Genomic DNA, 16,114 nt, shown 5'->3' on the forward strand with positions numbered 1-16,114 from the left:
AATTTATATTTTAGGGCATTGGGAAAAAGGAGGCAGGAGGCAGGAGGCAGAAGGCAGAAGTTCTTTAATTTTGAATTTTGAATTGATTTCTCCCCTATCTCCGCACTCCCCCCAATATAAAGACTCTCCAAACATCCAGATATTATCAAATTCAACAGAGCATAATAACGAAATAACAAGCATTAACAAGGATGTAACTCAATGGTTGAAGAAAATGGATCGATTCGTACCCTATCAGTTGATATTGGCGGTAGTGGCGTTAAGGCAATGGTTTTGGATATTACGGGGCATCCTGTAACTGAAAGAGTGCGTTTAGATACACCCCAACCTGCTACACCGGAGGTTGTAATTAATGCAATTGTTGTGTTGGCGGCGGCTCAAGGTGAATTTCATCGCGTTTCGGTCGGTTTTCCTGGTGTGGTGCGGTGTGGAGTCACAGAAACAGCGGTAAACTTACATCCAGATTGGATCGGATTTGATTTGGAAACAGCATTATTAAAACATTTAAACAAGCCTGTGCGGGTGATTAATGATGCAGATATGCAGGGGTTTGGTGCGATCGCAGGTAAAGGTCTAGAAATGGTGATTACTCTGGGTACAGGGTTTGGTTCGGCTTTATTTATAGATGGTAAGCTAGTGCCGAATATGGAAATGGGGCATCATCCGTTTCGCAAAGGAGAGACTTTTGAGCAGCAGTTGGGGCGTGCAGAGTTAGAAAAAATTGGTGATAAAAGATGGAATAGGCGTTTAGAAAAAGCGATCGCATCCTTGCAACATCTGTTCAATTATGATTACCTTTACATTGGCGGTGGTGAAGCTGTAAGAGTGAATTTACAGCTACCGTTAAATGTCAAACTCATCCCCAATATCACTGGTTTATTAGGTGGTATTGCTTTATGGCGAGATGAGAAAAGGTAAAGTATTCAGAATTCTGATTTCTGATTTCTGATTCCTGTTTTATTAAGGTGCTTCTTTTCTCAAGATTTAAAAATGTTATAAAAATTAACATAAGCTAGGCAAGAGAATTGTATAGACATTTTTTCCGTGCCCCCGTGTAACTTTGTCATGCAGTAATCTAAACTCTAGTTAAAATTTAAGACCGTGCAACAACGTTGTGCGGTTTCATTATTTTGAAGCTAAAGTATGCACTTTCCGAGAAAAATTTCCTAAAAAAGTAGATATTTAGGAATTATGGCTGAAGACTTCCAGAGTTTATGAATTCTGATTTCTGAATCCTGGCTTCTTCTTCCAAATAACCTCTGAGAGAGGACATTTTTTTTGTAATTAACAATTGATTTTGTTGTCAAATGTTGCATTGATGAATGCTTAAAAACCTGACTCAGTGAATATAGCAGTATTTTTTGTAGCAGTATAAATATGATAAAAGTAGCATCAGCATACCAAGCACCAGCCGAAGACAATTAGACAAATTGGTTTCATGACATTCCCAGATGATCATATAGTATGTTATTGTCTAAACCGTTGATTTAAATATCATATTTGACAAATTGATGCCTGGATGAAAGATAAAAAAAGCACAAAGCTAATAATATTAGTCTGATTAAACGGAATGGGAGGTGAGTAAATATGAGCCTGACAATATTATCTGAAAAAATTAGTACATGATTTTTTATTTGGTCAGTATGAACTATCCCGGACAACAGCAATGTTGTTAGTTAAAAGAAATATTGCTTGAAGTAAAATGAACTACAATGAGTGAAATTGGCCTGATGATGACGGGCGTGTTAACAATAAGACAAGCATCTGGGGCCAATTTGCCACAGCAGCAATTATTTCAGATGGAAAATGACGTAAACCAGTCAAAACAGAGTCAGTTAGAGATGACTGCTCAAGTCACACCACCTGAATTTATGCAGACAGATGAGGTTTCCCAGGCTTCTCCCTCAGCGATCGCACTAACAAAAGAACACATACTTAAGAAAATCGGCAAAAATAATCAGTTCCTAGCTTCTTCCAACTTAGGTCAGCCTAAGAAATATGCTCAGGCTGGAGTTAGAATCCGTGTAAAGGCTACAGGACGGTTCCAGAAGTTTAGTAGCCAACCTATGCCGACTCTTTATTTCGGTAGCTCTGGTGTTGCTGTAAGAGTCTTACAACGGCTGTTAGTGTCTAATGGTTATACCGTTAGAGTGGATGGGATTTATGGCGCACTGACAGAGACGGCTGTCAAAGCCTTTCAAAATCAACAGAATTTAGCAACAGATGGAGTAGTTGGTCAACGAACCTGGCGGGCATTAACAATTTAGTCATTTGTCCTTAGCCCTTAGTCCTTGGCTAATGACAAATGACAAATGACAAACTAACGATACTGATGTTGCTCTAATAGCTGTTGCGCTCTTGGCTTGTAAATTAAATAGAACAAAGCCTCAATGTAGCGCAACAAATCTTCCCGATTTTCCTTCGATGTAAAGTTCCAGAAGCCATAAATCCGTGCTAATGATAACAGCTTGGTAGTGTGAATTTTCCAAGTATAAGTGCTGTAAACCCGGTCAATTGCTCGCAGGGAAATTTCATTCCAATAGTTAGGATTTTGTTCGCATTTAGTGATAAAATCCACTATTTTTGTGGCTGTCTCTTCTAAATTCGTTGGGTTAATGTAGAAACCATTAACCTTATCTTGAATAATCTCCAATGGGCCACCAAATTGTGTAGCAAAAGTAGGTAAGCCTGAAACCATCGCCTCTAAAATTGTCAAACCAAAAGCTTCAAATAAAGCTGGTTGGACAAAAATTCCCTGATGATCTGCAATAACTCGGTAAATTTCACCAGAATCATTTTTAGTCAGGCGCACACCCAGCCAACGAATCTTTCCGTGGAGATTGTACTGATCAATTGTTTGGTAGAGTTTGATAATTTCGTCACGTTCTTCGTTGTCGCCTGATTCTTCAACGCGCAATTTACCCGCCACCAAAATTAAGTTGCAATGCTCTTGTAATTCTTTACTTTGACCAAAGCATTCAGCTAAACCTGTGAGGTTTTTGATGTGGTCAAGACGCGCCATTGAAAATAGAGGGCGCTTGTTAGGATCATCGAGTTTGCCAAAGATTTGAGTGGGATCTTCCAGAGTAAAGAGTATTTCTGCAAGGCGTTGGCGATCGCTCTCCACCCGATCTTTAGTCCTAGTGTAGGGGAAGTAATTATTTTCGTTTACTCCAGGCGGCACGACATTAAATTTGGGACTAAATAATTCAATGCCATTGGTTACGTGGTACAACTCCGGCATGGTGAAACACTTATAAGACTCGTACTGTCCCACACTATCCGGTGTGCCGACAATTTCTTGGTAGGTGCTGCTGATTACAAAATTGGCAGCATTCATGGCAATCAAGTCAGCTGTGAATTGCAAAGAAAAATGATATTTCTCCTCCAAATCTTGCCAGTAGAGGTTACTGAACAAGTATTTAGATTTTTCCAAAGCATGGGCAACATTGCATTGGGTAACTTTCAATCGTCGCGCCAGCAAAAATGCCACTAAATTTCCATCAGTATAGTTTCCAACTATTAAGTCAGGTGTGCCGTGAAATTCTGCGCGTAGTTCTCTTTCTGAGTCAATGGCGAAAGTTTCTAGATAAGGCCAAAACTCAAACCGAGAAATCCAGTTTTGAGTCATGTTGGGATTAAATTCCCGTAAAGGTACTCGCAAAATCCAAGCGTTTTCAGTACCATAAACTTTTTCCAGTCGTTGATTGCACAAAGTACCATCACTGTTGGGAATTAAGCGGGTGAGAATAATCACCTTTGGCTCAACATTCAATCCCTCTAAACCAGCTAGCAAGACATCTTCTTGTAGCTGCTTCTCTAGACTCTTTGCCTGGTCAAGGACGTAAACCACCTGACCACCGGTATCGGGACGCCCCAAAACGCCCTCTTGCCCAAACCAACCGTGGGCTGACACTAAGACGATTCTAAAAATCATCGGGATGCGAGAAATGAAAGCTTCTAGGGTTTGAGGATCGGCAGAATCAATCAATTCATCGAGAATATTTAGGGTTTCCCGCACTCGCCCTGCGGTATTACCCCAACCTGGCTCAAAACCCATTGACTGCAATTGGAATCGGAATTGTTCGTAGGGTTCTTCTTCGGGGCGATTATTAACAAAACCGATAGCTTTTTTTACTTGCTCGGAAAGTTGCTGTTGTGATTGAATGCGATCGTTGACCAGCAGTTGAACACCGTTGTATTGGTGCAGGCGCAAAAAATTCAATAAGCTGTCCAGCAATTGTTTGGAGTCTTGAAATATTTTGCTGGATAGATAGCGGTTGAGAAATTGTACCCCCTTACCAATATTTTTGGGGTCGCGGATGACTGGGGTGTAGTCATAAAACGGGCCGAAATCCAATTCTAGCAAGCCGCCGTCGTTAGGATGAGATTTGTCCACTAAGCGATCGCGCAAATCCAGCAAATCTTGCACCGTCATCGGCTCAATGCTCAAGTCTGATGTCAACCAATAAACTTCTTGGCTAGCAATCTTAGAACGGATGATGAAACAGAAGTTTGAGTCCTCCTGAATTATTTCCTGAGTATAGTAAATAAGTTTGCCTAACTCCGAGGAAGTATAAAAAGCTTCAGGTTTTTGGGACTTAGAGCAATACTCACTATATACATTGAGTATGTCGTTCCGCAGCAAGTATTTCTTATCTTGCTGGCGTAATTCACTAATAAAGGAACGTAAATCACTTCTTTCTTCACTATCTAAGACTGCTTGAAGCAATTCAGACATGGCAACTCCACTAAATGACGATGTTTGCATTCTTAACTTTCAAGGCAAGACAAATAAGCCTCTACCTTTTCTTCAACCACATATAAACATGAAATAACACAGATAAATTATATTTATCTGTGTACCTACAAGTCTCAACTTTTCAGCAGGCACTTAAATCATGTTCTACTTTACTTAAAGTATCTATGACTCAGTATTTTTGGATCTAACTAAAGGAATACAATTTTTATTTCTTTTGATAGATGTTAGTAAATAACTGCATAATAATATTTTGGGCGCAATCTATTATGCCCTCAAATTCTTGATTAAACTTGATTATATCAACAATTTACATCTATCAGATTATCAGCACACCGATAAGGTCAATATTTATCTCTCAAGCTCAGTAAGACTTGTAAATCAATACTTTTTTTATTATTTTAGAATGTTGACATTTCTGTACTTGTAGGACTAATCTTTGATTTTTGAAATGCACGTAGGGTATGTTAGCGCAGAAAATATAGCATCAAAAGCTTAGAATGGTTCGTTAAGCTCCACGAATTAAAATCAATTTTTGTTCAGCGATAGACTAATCTTGATTTGCCCTAGTTATAATTTCAGCAAGGTTGTTTAAATCTGGTTGATTTATATGGCTACCAATACACATAAGTTAACAACTTCCGACCACAGTATAGGCAACATTCTGATTATCTCTTTGCTTGCTTTCTGTGGGCTGACCGTTATCATTCTTCTAGGCATTTTCTAACAGTTAAATGTGTGTTCAAAAACTTCTGATGCTCAAATTCCCGACTTTTCCAAAAAGTCGGGAATCTTGATATAAAAAGGGCAATAAATAATTAAAGATTTGTAGTAGATGGCTCTAGCCCTAGTTTAAAGCCTGGGGCTGTTCACCTTAACTAGATTTATTCTTGCCGATTTAACTAATCAAATTTTTGAGTCAAAGCTTTTTGTATATAAACTTACTCTTAAAAAGAAGCAATCTACGCAGAAGGTCGCTTAGAGGATGTTTGAAAAGTTTTCCTCTGTAACTTTAGGCACTTTAGATCCCCCCTAACCCCCCTTAAAAAGGGGGGAACTGGAGTCAAAGTCCCCCTTAAAAAGGGGGATTTAGGGGGATCTAAAAGTTTTGATACCGACAAGAGGACTTTTCAAACAACCTCTTAGAGAAGTGGCTGATGCTAAGACACCGCACACCTAATTTTCATTTAGAAAGTAGATTTGCTTATATACATCAACTTCTCGATAATATAAGCTAATTAATCATCGTGGATTTGTAACTATTCCCAGTCTATAAACTTATAGACGACAGATTCTTGCTAAAGTGATGGTTATGAAGGTTCAGAACCATCAACCCACCTTTATATAGGAATATATGGATCATTATGGAATTATATAGGGCGAACGATGGGAATTGAACCCACGAATGGTGGTACCACAAACCACTGCCTTAACCACTTGGCTACGCTCGCCATTCAACAATTTGAATTATAGCAATAATTTGGCTAGCGATCAAGAGTTTTTATTCAAGGAACGGACTTAGTTGATTTAGAGTCTCTGAAATCTAACGATTACAATGAATTTAACTTGGCAAACATGAAACCATTGACCATCATTGCATATACTGGAGCAGCAGCAGGATTCGCCGCCTTGGGTGTGACAATGGCGAAGACCAATCCCAGTCAGGTTGAATATGAAAAATATGCAGTACAAAGGTTGTCAGAATATTTAAAAACCGATGTATGCAAAAATACTACGAATATTATAGAAAATTTAATCCGTTTTAATTGTGATAAGTTGGTTGACTCGGCTAACCCGCAAATCCAAGAAATTATTGCCAGGACTACAGAAAGACAAAATTACATGATTTTTAGCGTTTACCGTACAGATTTAAAAATAAGTTCTTGGATACCTTCTTATAAATTTGAAACAGTGGGAGCTTTTGATCAATTTTATACTTACACTGCTGAAGAACAATAAGTCAAGCAGAAGGGGGAGAATTTGAAGAACAAGTCAGAATCCAAAATTCAGTATTCTTCTTCAATCATTACCAGGGTATCTATTACCCCCCAACTGAATATTAAGTAAGAATAGTAACTGAAAGTTCAATTTTTGCCGATGTCATCTGCCTATCTCTTAGTATCTCACGGAAGCCGCGATCGCCGCCCAGAAATTGCTATGCAGCAACTAGCAGGGCTGGTATGTAATCAATTGCCAAAAAACTTCAACCCATTAAATAGCGAACATTTGGTTGGTATAGCTGCTTTAGAAATGAGTCCTCAGCCTTTACACGAGCAGATTCAACAATTTGCTAAGAGCGCTTTTGGCGATGATCGCAAACTACCTCAAAACGATAAGCGCCTAAAAATTGTACCGCTCTTTCTACTGCCGGGAGTGCATGTGATGACAGATATTCCCGCCGAAGTAGCACTAGCACAACAGGCTATTGGTCAAGATATCATCATTGAGTTGCAACCACATTTAGGCTCTCATCCCAATTTAGAGAAATTACTGGCAAAGCAAATAGCTGCGACAAAAGCAGAAGCATGGATTCTCTTAGCTCATGGTAGCCGTCGTCCAGGTTCTCAAGAAACTGTGGAAGCAATGGCGGCGAGTTTGGGAGTAGTGGCTGCTTATTGGGCTGGGCCTCCTAGTTTAGAATCACGGGTGAAAGAGTTAGTAGCTGCTGGTTATAGAGAAATTGCAATTTTGCCATACTTTTTATTCGCTGGTGGAATAACTGATGCGATCGCGGCCTCAATAGAGGAGCTAAAATTACAATTTTCTGCGGTGAATTTCCAATTGGCACAGCCACTGGGAGCAAGTGCAGAATTAGCCGAGCTAATTTGGGATTTAACAGATAAATGAACCGCACAGAGAAACAGGAGAACAAGTATTTGGGAAAGGTTTATTTAGTAGGTGCGGGGCCAGGTGATCCAGGTTTAATTACCCTGAAGGCCAAAGGTTTGTTGGAATGTGCAGATGTAGTTATCTATGACGCCTTAGTGAGTCCGGCAATTCTGGCAATGATTAATCCCCAAGCCGAGCAAATTAATGCTGGTAAGCGCAGGGGAAAGCATTCGCTGTTCCAGGAAGAAACAACTCAATTGCTGATTGATAAAGCGCAGGATCATGCAATTGTAGTACGGCTAAAAGGTGGCGATCCGTTTATTTTTGGTCGCGGTGGCGAAGAGATGGCAGAATTAGTCAAAGCTGGAATATCAACGGAAGTAGTGCCAGGTATCACATCGGGAATTGCAGCAGCGGCTTATGCAGGTATACCTTTGACGCATCGGCTGTATAGTTCGTCAGTGATATTTGTAACTGGTCATGAAGCGGCGGGTAAGTATAGACCGATAGTAAATTGGAGTGCGATCGCTCACGGTTCCGAAACCATTGTAATTTATATGGGAATTCACAATCTGCCTTATATTGTCGAACAACTAAGTACCGCTGGGTTGAATTTAGAAACGCCCATTGCTTTAGTACGCTGGGGTACGCGACCAGAACAAGAAGAATTGATTGGTACTTTGCAGACAATTGTAGAGCAGGTAGAGCAAACTGGATTTGGTGCGCCTGCGATCGCAGTTATTGGACAAGTAGTGAATATGCACAGTATTTTGTCTGGTTGTCGTCCAGTTTGATGGTTGGTGCAAAGCTTGTTATTTCGTATTGTTTAGATGACCCTAGTAGTCTGCCAACCCAAAAATGCTAAGTGAGGACTGGGGAAAGGGAAAAGGGGACTGGTTTTGGGATTTAAACCCTTTCCCCCTTCCCCCTTACCCTTTACCCCGCCAAGTCACGAAAGCGAACTACTAGTGGTTTATCGCATTAAATATTATGAGTTTGTAGTAAGCACTTCAGTGCTTAAAAATCCAGGACTAAAGTCCTTACTACGAACTTATTCATCCCTCGTAACTAATGCGATAGACCACTAGTGTATGATCGATAAGGTTATTCGGTTCTGGTGGGAGTCAGCTACCAGAGGTAACGGGGAAAGTTCGGTGCAAATCCGGCGCTGTCCCGCAACTGTGAACCAATTTGAGATTAAGGAACCAAATTGAGTGAGTCAGGATGCCCGCCGAAATAGATTTATCATTTCCACATCTCTGCGAGGTACAGATGACTACGACTGTAAATATTTCCCCAACCAATCCCTTGGCTGTTGCTGATCATACTTTATTTGTTTGTAAAACCTGTGCCAGTGTTTGGCAAAATGGAAATCGCTTAGGTGAAAGTGGTGGTGAAAAACTTCTGCATCAACTTCAGCAGCTTGCCCAAGATTGGGACTTACGAGATAAATTCCCAATTCAGGAAGTTGAATGCATGAGTGCTTGTAATCGTTCTTGTGTAGTCGCATTTACTGCCAAAGGCAAATTAACATATTTATTTGGTGACTTAGCAGTTGATGGTAGTGCTTCTGCGGTGCTGCAATGTGCTAGTCAATACTATACCAAAGCAGACGGTTTACTGCCTTGGTCAGAGCGTCCAGAAGCACTGAAAAAAGGTATTTTGGCAAAAATTCCCCCTTTATCTTAAATGATGCGCGTTTTGATTCTAGGTGGCACGGGAGATGCGGCAGAACTAGCTGCCAAGGTTGCGACTATCCAAGGGTTAGAAGCAATCACATCTCTAGCTGGCCGCACCCGTGAACCGTCAATACCGTTGGGGGATTTACGGGTTGGAGGTTTCGGTGGCGTGGCGGGGTTGGTTAGCTATCTGCGAATCATGCAAATTGACTTATTAATTGATGCAACCCATCCCTTTGCGACTCAGATTTCCTTCAATGCAGCAGATGCCGCAAAGGAAGTCGGAGTATCGCGTCTGATGTTAATTCGTCCGCCTTGGGAAAAAGAAAGTGGCGATCGCTGGATTGAAGTTGACAGCGTTGAAGCCGCAGCAGCATCTCTGCAAAACCAGGCACAGCGGGTATTTTTGACAGTTGGTAGGCAAGAACTCGCCGCCTTTGCTTATCTAGAGAAAATTTGGTTTCTAATGCGGATGATTGACCCACCTACCGATGATGCTTTAGTGCCGTTGGGAATGGTATTGTGCGATCGCGGGCCATTTACCCTCAATAATGAAAGACAAATCCTGATTAATAACAAGATTGATACCATCGTGAGCAAAAATAGCGGTGGCGATGCAACAAAGGCCAAGATTATTGCAGCGCGAGAACTGGGTGTAAAGGTTGTGATGGTAAATCGTCCAGCCATCCCGCCAGGAGAACAGGTTAGTAATGTTGATGCTGCTTTGACGTGGTTATTTGATCGCTGCTAAGTAAATAGGCAAGATTGATAATACTATCTTTACTTAATTTCCGTATAATACACGGGAACCTTCTACAAAATCCGCGATCGCACTAACGACTTCCATGAAAAATCTAGCTCTATATGTCATAACCCTCGCCACCACTTTTGGATTAGTTTTCGGGACAATGCCAGCCGCCTCTGCTTTAAGTTGGAACTGGAGTTATTCTGGTACTGGCATAGCGGCAAACGGTACTTTCACCACTAATGACACCCCTAACGATTTAGGTTTTTACCTGATTACTGGAATTACTGGTACACGAAATGGTGAAATAATTACTGGTTTGCAAGCGCCTGGAACTCCAATGCCAGGAAACGAACCTTTTGATGTTGATGATTTAATTAGTCTTAATACTCAGCAGTTAACGGGTAAGGGTTTTGCATATTCCACTTCGGAAGGAAATTATTCTAGTCCATTTTTCGCTAGTTTTTTGTCCAAACCAGGTTATCTAGAGATGTTTTCTGCACCAACTAAACCAGGTTTGAAAAATTTAGGATCAGAAGATAGTGAATTACCCATTAGTTTTTCTGCGACCATAATCACCATCCCTTAACCCACTTCTATTTTTAGCTTACACGTAACAAGCTATCCAAATTCACTCAGAAAAAGCTCGAAAAAGTTTCCTAAAACCATCAATAACAATTCAAAATTCTACCCTTACAGGGAAGCAAGCTACGCGTATGATTTTGTAGAGAAGAGATTTTCAGATGGGGATTTAAAGCTTGACTGAAACTTTAGCTAGGTATTAACGTTCGGTCTTAAACCCTTAATTTGACGATAAAAATTGCGATCCTCTCTATAGGTTATTTGAGACAAACAGATTAAAGTAATATAGCAACGGTGGTATCATTGCATCCACATGATACCGTAATTTTGTCTAGATATAGAATTCTATCGCCCCGTCAACGGTAGATTATTTCTGAAAGGAGTTTGCTGCAATGTCCACAAAACCAACTACTCGATTAATTTTGGAGACTTTACTCCCCCATCTCAAAGTAGCAGCAGCCTATGCCCATTTTCTTCAACCAAAAATTGCTGCACTTCCCGCCAAAGAACAAGCAAAAAACTTTTTTGCTGCTGCACTTACTGATGCGGATGTGGCTATTCAAAACCTGGTAGAAGTAGTATTGCTGGGCACTTTCCCAGATATTCGCTTTTATGGCGAAGAATATGAAAGTTCTAACAACACCAAATATTTTCGCGCTATCGAACTCGGTTCAGAAGGTGATTACTTAGTCACGCTTGACCCGATTGATGGCACGAAGTTTTATATGGATGGACATTCTAATTATCAAATTATTCTCAGTATTTTAAATTCGGATGACTTTGAAGCAGTAATTGCCATTTCTCCTGCCCAAAACATTTATTTTTACGCCCTTCGAGGCGAAGGTGCTTTTAAAGGGACGCTGGAGATGAACTTAGAAGCCTGTGCCCCGTTACATATAACATCCGCCAAACCTTCTATTTTGTTGGGATGGGGAATGAATGCGATCGCACCTTTACTAAAAGATCAATATAAAGTCATCGATATAGCGACTGATTACTCTAGTGATATAGAAATTCCCAGTCTTAATGGTATTCTCAGTGGCGATTTAAGTGGAGCAGTCATCAAATCGGGCAAATTTCTTGATAGTGCTGCACTCGCTTTTATTGCGAAAGAGGCTGGCTGGATTTTAACTACTCTAGACGGTTCGCCTTTACCGCCATTGCATACTTGTAAAAACTATAGCCTACCTGGATTGATAGTAGCTGCTTCAAAATCTGTTCATCAAGACTTACTGTCAGCGATGCAAAGCCTAGCGGCTAGTGAGTGCTGAGTGCTGAGTTAGAAGTAATGAGTTAGAAGTAGTAGTTGTGAATCTTCCCCACTTTAAGGTGGGAAACTCACTAGTTGGAACTGAACTGGATACCGTCTTCCACGACCCATATTTTTTCGACAAAATGAAAATCTGTATTGTTGGTGCGGGTGCGATTGGTGGATATTTAGGGGCAAAACTGGCACTGGCAGGTGAAACAGTGACCGTGATTGCGCGTGGTTCTCATTTAGAGGCAATTCAAAAAAAAGGACTAAAGTTGGTCATGGCAGACGGTTCCAGCCAAATTGCTACTCCATCTTTGGCCACTAGTGATATCCAGTCAGCAGGGCCACAAGATGTAGTAATTCTAACTGTCAAGGCTCACAGTGTACCTGCGATCGCACCTTTTCTCCCTGCACTCTACAATTCTCACACGATGGTAGTAACAGCCCAAAATGGCGTTCCTTGGTGGTACTTTCGTCAACATGGCGGTGAGTATGAAGGTACGCGGATTCAATCTGTTGACCCAGATGGGATTATTGAAGCAAGTATTGGTGCTGACCGCGCCATTGGTTGTGTGGTTTACCCGGCAACTGAGATAATTGAACCAGGTGTAATTAAGCATATTGAAGGCGATCGCTTTACTCTCGGTGAAATCGACGGCACTAAAACCGAACGCATTCAATTATTGGCACAGACTTTAAAACAGGCAGGATTCAAAGCACCAATCCGTAATCAAATTCGCACGGAAATTTGGATCAAATTGTGGGGTAATGTGGCATTTAATCCCATCAGTGCCCTGACTGGTGCTACTTTAGAGGATATTTGTCGCTATCCCCTCACTCGTGAACTAGCGCGGCAGATGATGATTGAAACTCAAGCGATCGCAGAAAATTTGGGTATAAAGTTTGGTATTACCTTGGAACAGCGAATTAATGGGGCAGAAAATGTTGGTGCCCACAAAACCTCAATGCTACAAGATATTGAAGCCGGACGCCCCACTGAGATAGACGCTATTGTTGGCGCAGTGGCAGAATTGGGAAAACTCACTCAAATCCCCACACCTTATATTGATGCTATTTATGCCAGCGTCAAGTTGTTGGAGGCGACCAAAGTGAGAATTTGACCAATGCACGCATCATCAAGATAAGGGACTTATACCAATTCACAATGACGCTCCTGCGTCGCTAACGCAATGGGCTAACGCCCATCAGTGAGAGGCTTAAATAGCCAAAACTTTGCCCTTGTATGTCCACTTAAAAAGTGCCTATTATATTGACAACAGGGATACACGTCTGAAGCTACGAAAGCTGTGGTAGATTGGGCGTTATCTCAACCTAATGTGCAAAGCGTGACTGCTGGATGCGATCGCTCTTGTCGATTCCCATCACTGAGCCAAAAGCGATGGCAACTGTTTTTACTTACGTTGACTTCAATATTACGAATGAGGCTCTCCCAACACCACAATTGAGCACTTCAATTCTTGAATCATCTGTGTTGTCACTTCGCTAACGGCTAATCCCCCGGCTGTGCGATAACGCACGGAACGTAATACTGCTAAATCAAATGCCTCAGCTTCCCTAATTACTACTCTAGCAACATCATCACCCCTGATTGTTTGGATATTTGTATTCACCTGTAACTGGCTTTTAGAAGCTATTTCAGACAATTGAGACACAAATTTTTCGACCCGCATCGGGGGTGATTTGCGATCGCATACGTGTAATAGCACAACTTCCGCCTGATTAACATCAGCTAAAATTTGAGCAAACCTTAAAGCACCGATGGTTTGGCGCGTTAAATCTCCAACTGGTACAAGAATTCTTTTGATAGTCTTGGGACTGCTCAATAGGCGGGTGACTGCTACCGGACAGTGAGAAGACCAAAACACGCTATCAATGACATTACCAAATAAGCGGGCACGTAAACCTGTTGTCTGCGACCAACCCATGACTATTAAACTAGCATTTTGTTCTCGACTGGTGCGGCTAATTGCCAAAGCTATATCATCATCAATCCGATTTGCAGGTGAAACTTCTACATCAAATTCTTGACTGATTTCTCTAGCTAAACTTAATCTTTGCTGACTGTGATCAAGTGCTGTTACTAATTGCGGATTGTCCATCTGAATATGTGCTCTGGTAATCGCTAATGGCACAATTCTTCCAGATTCATGACTAGCCAGCAGTGCTGCCATTTCTATTAGATAGCGCTGGGTTTGGGGGTTGTAAATTGGCACTACAACAGTAAATGGATATTGCTTTTGTTCTACTAGTTGAGTTTCACTACTCTCCCACCAAGTTGTCAAACTATCTGTTTCAAAATCTGTCTGAGAAAGCTGTAACGCAGAAGCAAATCGTGCTGTTATTATGGGCCCCATAATTGCTGTCACCAGCATAAGGACAATCACACTGTTTAAAACACCTTCATTGATTAAGCGTTCACCAGCAGGATTTACCGTTTGATATGCAACTAAGGCTGCTGCTAGTGTGGCTGCTACCTGTGGAAGTGACAATGACCACATCGTTAGCAATTCTGCCGTATTGTAGCGGTATAACAGTTTGGCTAAGAATGCTGCAATAAACTTGCTGCCAATCAAAGCTACTACAATTACCACAGTCAGCCAAACTGAACTGAGAGTTCTTATAAATGCAGGAATATCAATCAACAATCCCATGTCCACAAAGAAACATGGAATAAATAAAACACTGCCAATAAACTCAATTTTTTCTTTGACAGGGCTACGTCCTAGAACATCATTAACTGCTAAACCTGCTAAAAATGCACCAACAATTTTCTCAATTCCAATTACCTGTGCTCCGACAGATGCCAAAAACAATGCTAGTAATATAAACAAAAACTGGTTACTTTGTTCATCCCCAGAGCGGCGAAAAAACTCTTTTCCTGCCCAGTCAAAGCCAAACAGAACAACAGCAGAATAGATTGCTAATCCACCTAACAAAGTAGCTAAACTTAAAGCCGAGAATTGCCCCCCATGAATTCCAACACAAATTGCTAACACTAGCAAAGCACCTGTGTCAGTAAAAATCGTTGCACCAATTGTGACGGTTACAGCTTCATTTGTGACCACTCCCAAACGACTTACAATTGGATATGCCAAAAGAGTATGAGAGGCTAGCAAAGAACCAATTAGGACAGCAGTATTCCAGCTAAAATTGAATAAACGTCCAACAGCAATGCCAGCAATTAGTGGCACTAAGAATGTCAGTATACCAAAGCCAATTGAGCGATTCTTAGTTTTACGGAACTGCTCTAAGTCAATTTCTAAACCCGCCACAAACATCAAATAAATCTTGCCGATATCCGAGAGCAAATTGATAGTTTCAGAATCAGAATTTAACAGTTTTAATCCATTCTGTCCTAGTACTACGCCTGCTACTAACAAACCCACTAATCCAGGTAGTCGCAGTCGCTCAAAGATAGGAGGTATAGTAAAGATTACTGTTAGGAGAATTGTAAATGCAACGATAGGACTGTCTGTAAGCGAGTTCAGTGTCATATGTAATCAATCAGCCTAAATGGTAGATGTACAATAAGCATACGAAATCTTACTTAAAATTTTTGTATACTCGGTTTCATTAGTGACAGATCATTAAATCTTTAACAGGATAAATGTTGCGATCGCAATGTCAATTCTATCTTAAGGAGGGATTTTTTACATCCATAGATATAAATATCGATGGAATTTTAACTTACAAAATTTATGGATATTTGAATGAATATAGATAGTATTGAGCGATCATCAATCGTAAAACCATAGAAAAATAGAAGTTTTGGTTTAAATAAATAGAATACTAGCTTAACAAGGATTAAAACGGAAAAATAATGCTAATAGCTAGTGAAATTAAAACATAAAATTTGGTAATCTAGAGTAACAAAGAGCATTCTAATAAGTCTCGCCATCTACTCATTTATTTGGCAGTAATTTGCTGTTATATGCAAAGGGTATAGCTAAAATCGATGAAACCCAAGTTGAAGAAGAATACAGAATTCAGAATCAATATAGTTGGGGATATCCTACCGGAAGCAAACTACAGACACGCCACTAGTACCGCAAGGCGGAATTAAAAATTAAAAATTAAAAATGAAGACAGCGTAAGGGTTTTGTTGATTGGGAATGGGTGGTTTATTTCCGCCGTGCTGTACTAGTTGTAGAACACTAAATTTTATTGTTTTGTGTCGAACTTCAAATCCGTTGATTATACAGCTTGATTTTTGCTCGTCTGGCTAGAATTCAGCATTCTAACTC

The 16,114-nt window shown here is 40.6% G+C and carries 12 protein-coding genes, 1 tRNA gene and 1 riboswitch; of the genes, 10 read left to right on the forward strand and 3 right to left on the reverse strand.

The window, feature by feature from the left end; all coding sequences use genetic code 11:
• Positions 1–201 precede the first annotated feature (201 nt).
• Positions 202–918 (forward strand): ROK family protein, encoded by a 717-nt coding sequence (locus ABF638_RS16970; protein WP_069069648.1) that lies wholly within the window; start codon positions 202–204, stop codon positions 916–918.
• A 794-nt stretch (positions 919–1,712) separates the two neighbouring features.
• Complete coding sequence (locus tag ABF638_RS16975; protein WP_435024031.1) at positions 1,713–2,267, forward strand: peptidoglycan-binding domain-containing protein; 555 nt, start codon at positions 1,713–1,715, stop codon at positions 2,265–2,267.
• Between the two features lie 53 nt (positions 2,268–2,320).
• Here the strand turns inward: ABF638_RS16975 and ABF638_RS16980 are convergent, their stop codons facing one another.
• Entirely contained in the window at positions 2,321–4,741 is a 2,421-nt protein-coding gene (locus ABF638_RS16980; RefSeq protein ID WP_435024062.1) for a sucrose synthase, read from the reverse strand.
• A gap of 1,396 nt (positions 4,742–6,137) precedes the next feature.
• Positions 6,138–6,210, reverse strand: a tRNA-His gene (locus tag ABF638_RS16985).
• A gap of 124 nt (positions 6,211–6,334) precedes the next feature.
• Here ABF638_RS16985 and ABF638_RS16990 point away from each other — a divergent pair.
• From ABF638_RS16990 to ABF638_RS17025, 8 genes are all read left to right on the forward strand, one after another.
• Positions 6,335–6,718 (forward strand): DUF4359 domain-containing protein, encoded by a 384-nt coding sequence (locus ABF638_RS16990; protein ID WP_435024033.1) that lies wholly within the window; start codon positions 6,335–6,337, stop codon positions 6,716–6,718.
• A gap of 138 nt (positions 6,719–6,856) precedes the next feature.
• Complete coding sequence (locus ABF638_RS16995) at positions 6,857–7,606, forward strand: sirohydrochlorin chelatase (protein WP_435024034.1); 750 nt, start codon at positions 6,857–6,859, stop codon at positions 7,604–7,606.
• On the forward strand, positions 7,603–8,382 hold the full coding sequence (gene cobA / locus ABF638_RS17000) for a uroporphyrinogen-III C-methyltransferase (RefSeq protein WP_435024036.1): 780 nt from the start codon (positions 7,603–7,605) through the stop codon (positions 8,380–8,382). Before ABF638_RS16995 ends, cobA begins: the two co-directional genes overlap by 4 nt.
• Before the next feature lie 298 nt (positions 8,383–8,680).
• A riboswitch (cobalamin riboswitch) is annotated at positions 8,681–8,838 on the forward strand.
• 22 nt (positions 8,839–8,860) lie between these two features.
• Positions 8,861–9,277 carry a DUF1636 domain-containing protein gene (locus ABF638_RS17005; protein WP_435024037.1) on the forward strand — a complete coding sequence of 139 codons (417 nt, stop codon included), beginning with the start codon at positions 8,861–8,863 and terminating at the stop codon, positions 9,275–9,277.
• A gap of 3 nt (positions 9,278–9,280) precedes the next feature.
• Positions 9,281–10,018 (forward strand): cobalt-precorrin-6A reductase, encoded by a 738-nt coding sequence (locus ABF638_RS17010; RefSeq protein ID WP_435024064.1) that lies wholly within the window; start codon positions 9,281–9,283, stop codon positions 10,016–10,018.
• A 94-nt stretch (positions 10,019–10,112) separates the two neighbouring features.
• A complete protein-coding gene (locus ABF638_RS17015) occupies positions 10,113–10,601 on the forward strand; it encodes a PEP-CTERM sorting domain-containing protein (protein WP_435024039.1) in 489 nt (162 codons plus the stop codon).
• 385 nt (positions 10,602–10,986) lie between these two features.
• Complete coding sequence (locus ABF638_RS17020; RefSeq protein ID WP_435024041.1) at positions 10,987–11,865, forward strand: inositol monophosphatase family protein; 879 nt, start codon at positions 10,987–10,989, stop codon at positions 11,863–11,865.
• Between the two features lie 37 nt (positions 11,866–11,902).
• Positions 11,903–12,970, forward strand: a complete 1,068-nt coding sequence (locus tag ABF638_RS17025; RefSeq protein WP_435024042.1) for a 2-dehydropantoate 2-reductase — start codon at positions 11,903–11,905, stop codon at positions 12,968–12,970.
• A 312-nt stretch (positions 12,971–13,282) separates the two neighbouring features.
• On the opposite strand, the gene ABF638_RS17030 is transcribed toward ABF638_RS17025, so the two are convergent.
• On the reverse strand, positions 13,283–15,364 hold the full coding sequence (locus tag ABF638_RS17030; RefSeq protein ID WP_435024044.1) for a cation:proton antiporter domain-containing protein: 2,082 nt from the start codon (positions 15,362–15,364) through the stop codon (positions 13,283–13,285).
• Between the last annotated feature and the right edge of the window lie 750 nt (positions 15,365–16,114).

Origin of the sequence: Nostoc sp. CALU 1950 (genome assembly GCF_051172895.1) — a bacterium.
GTDB lineage: Bacteria > Cyanobacteriota > Cyanobacteriia > Cyanobacteriales > Nostocaceae > Nostoc > Nostoc edaphicum_A.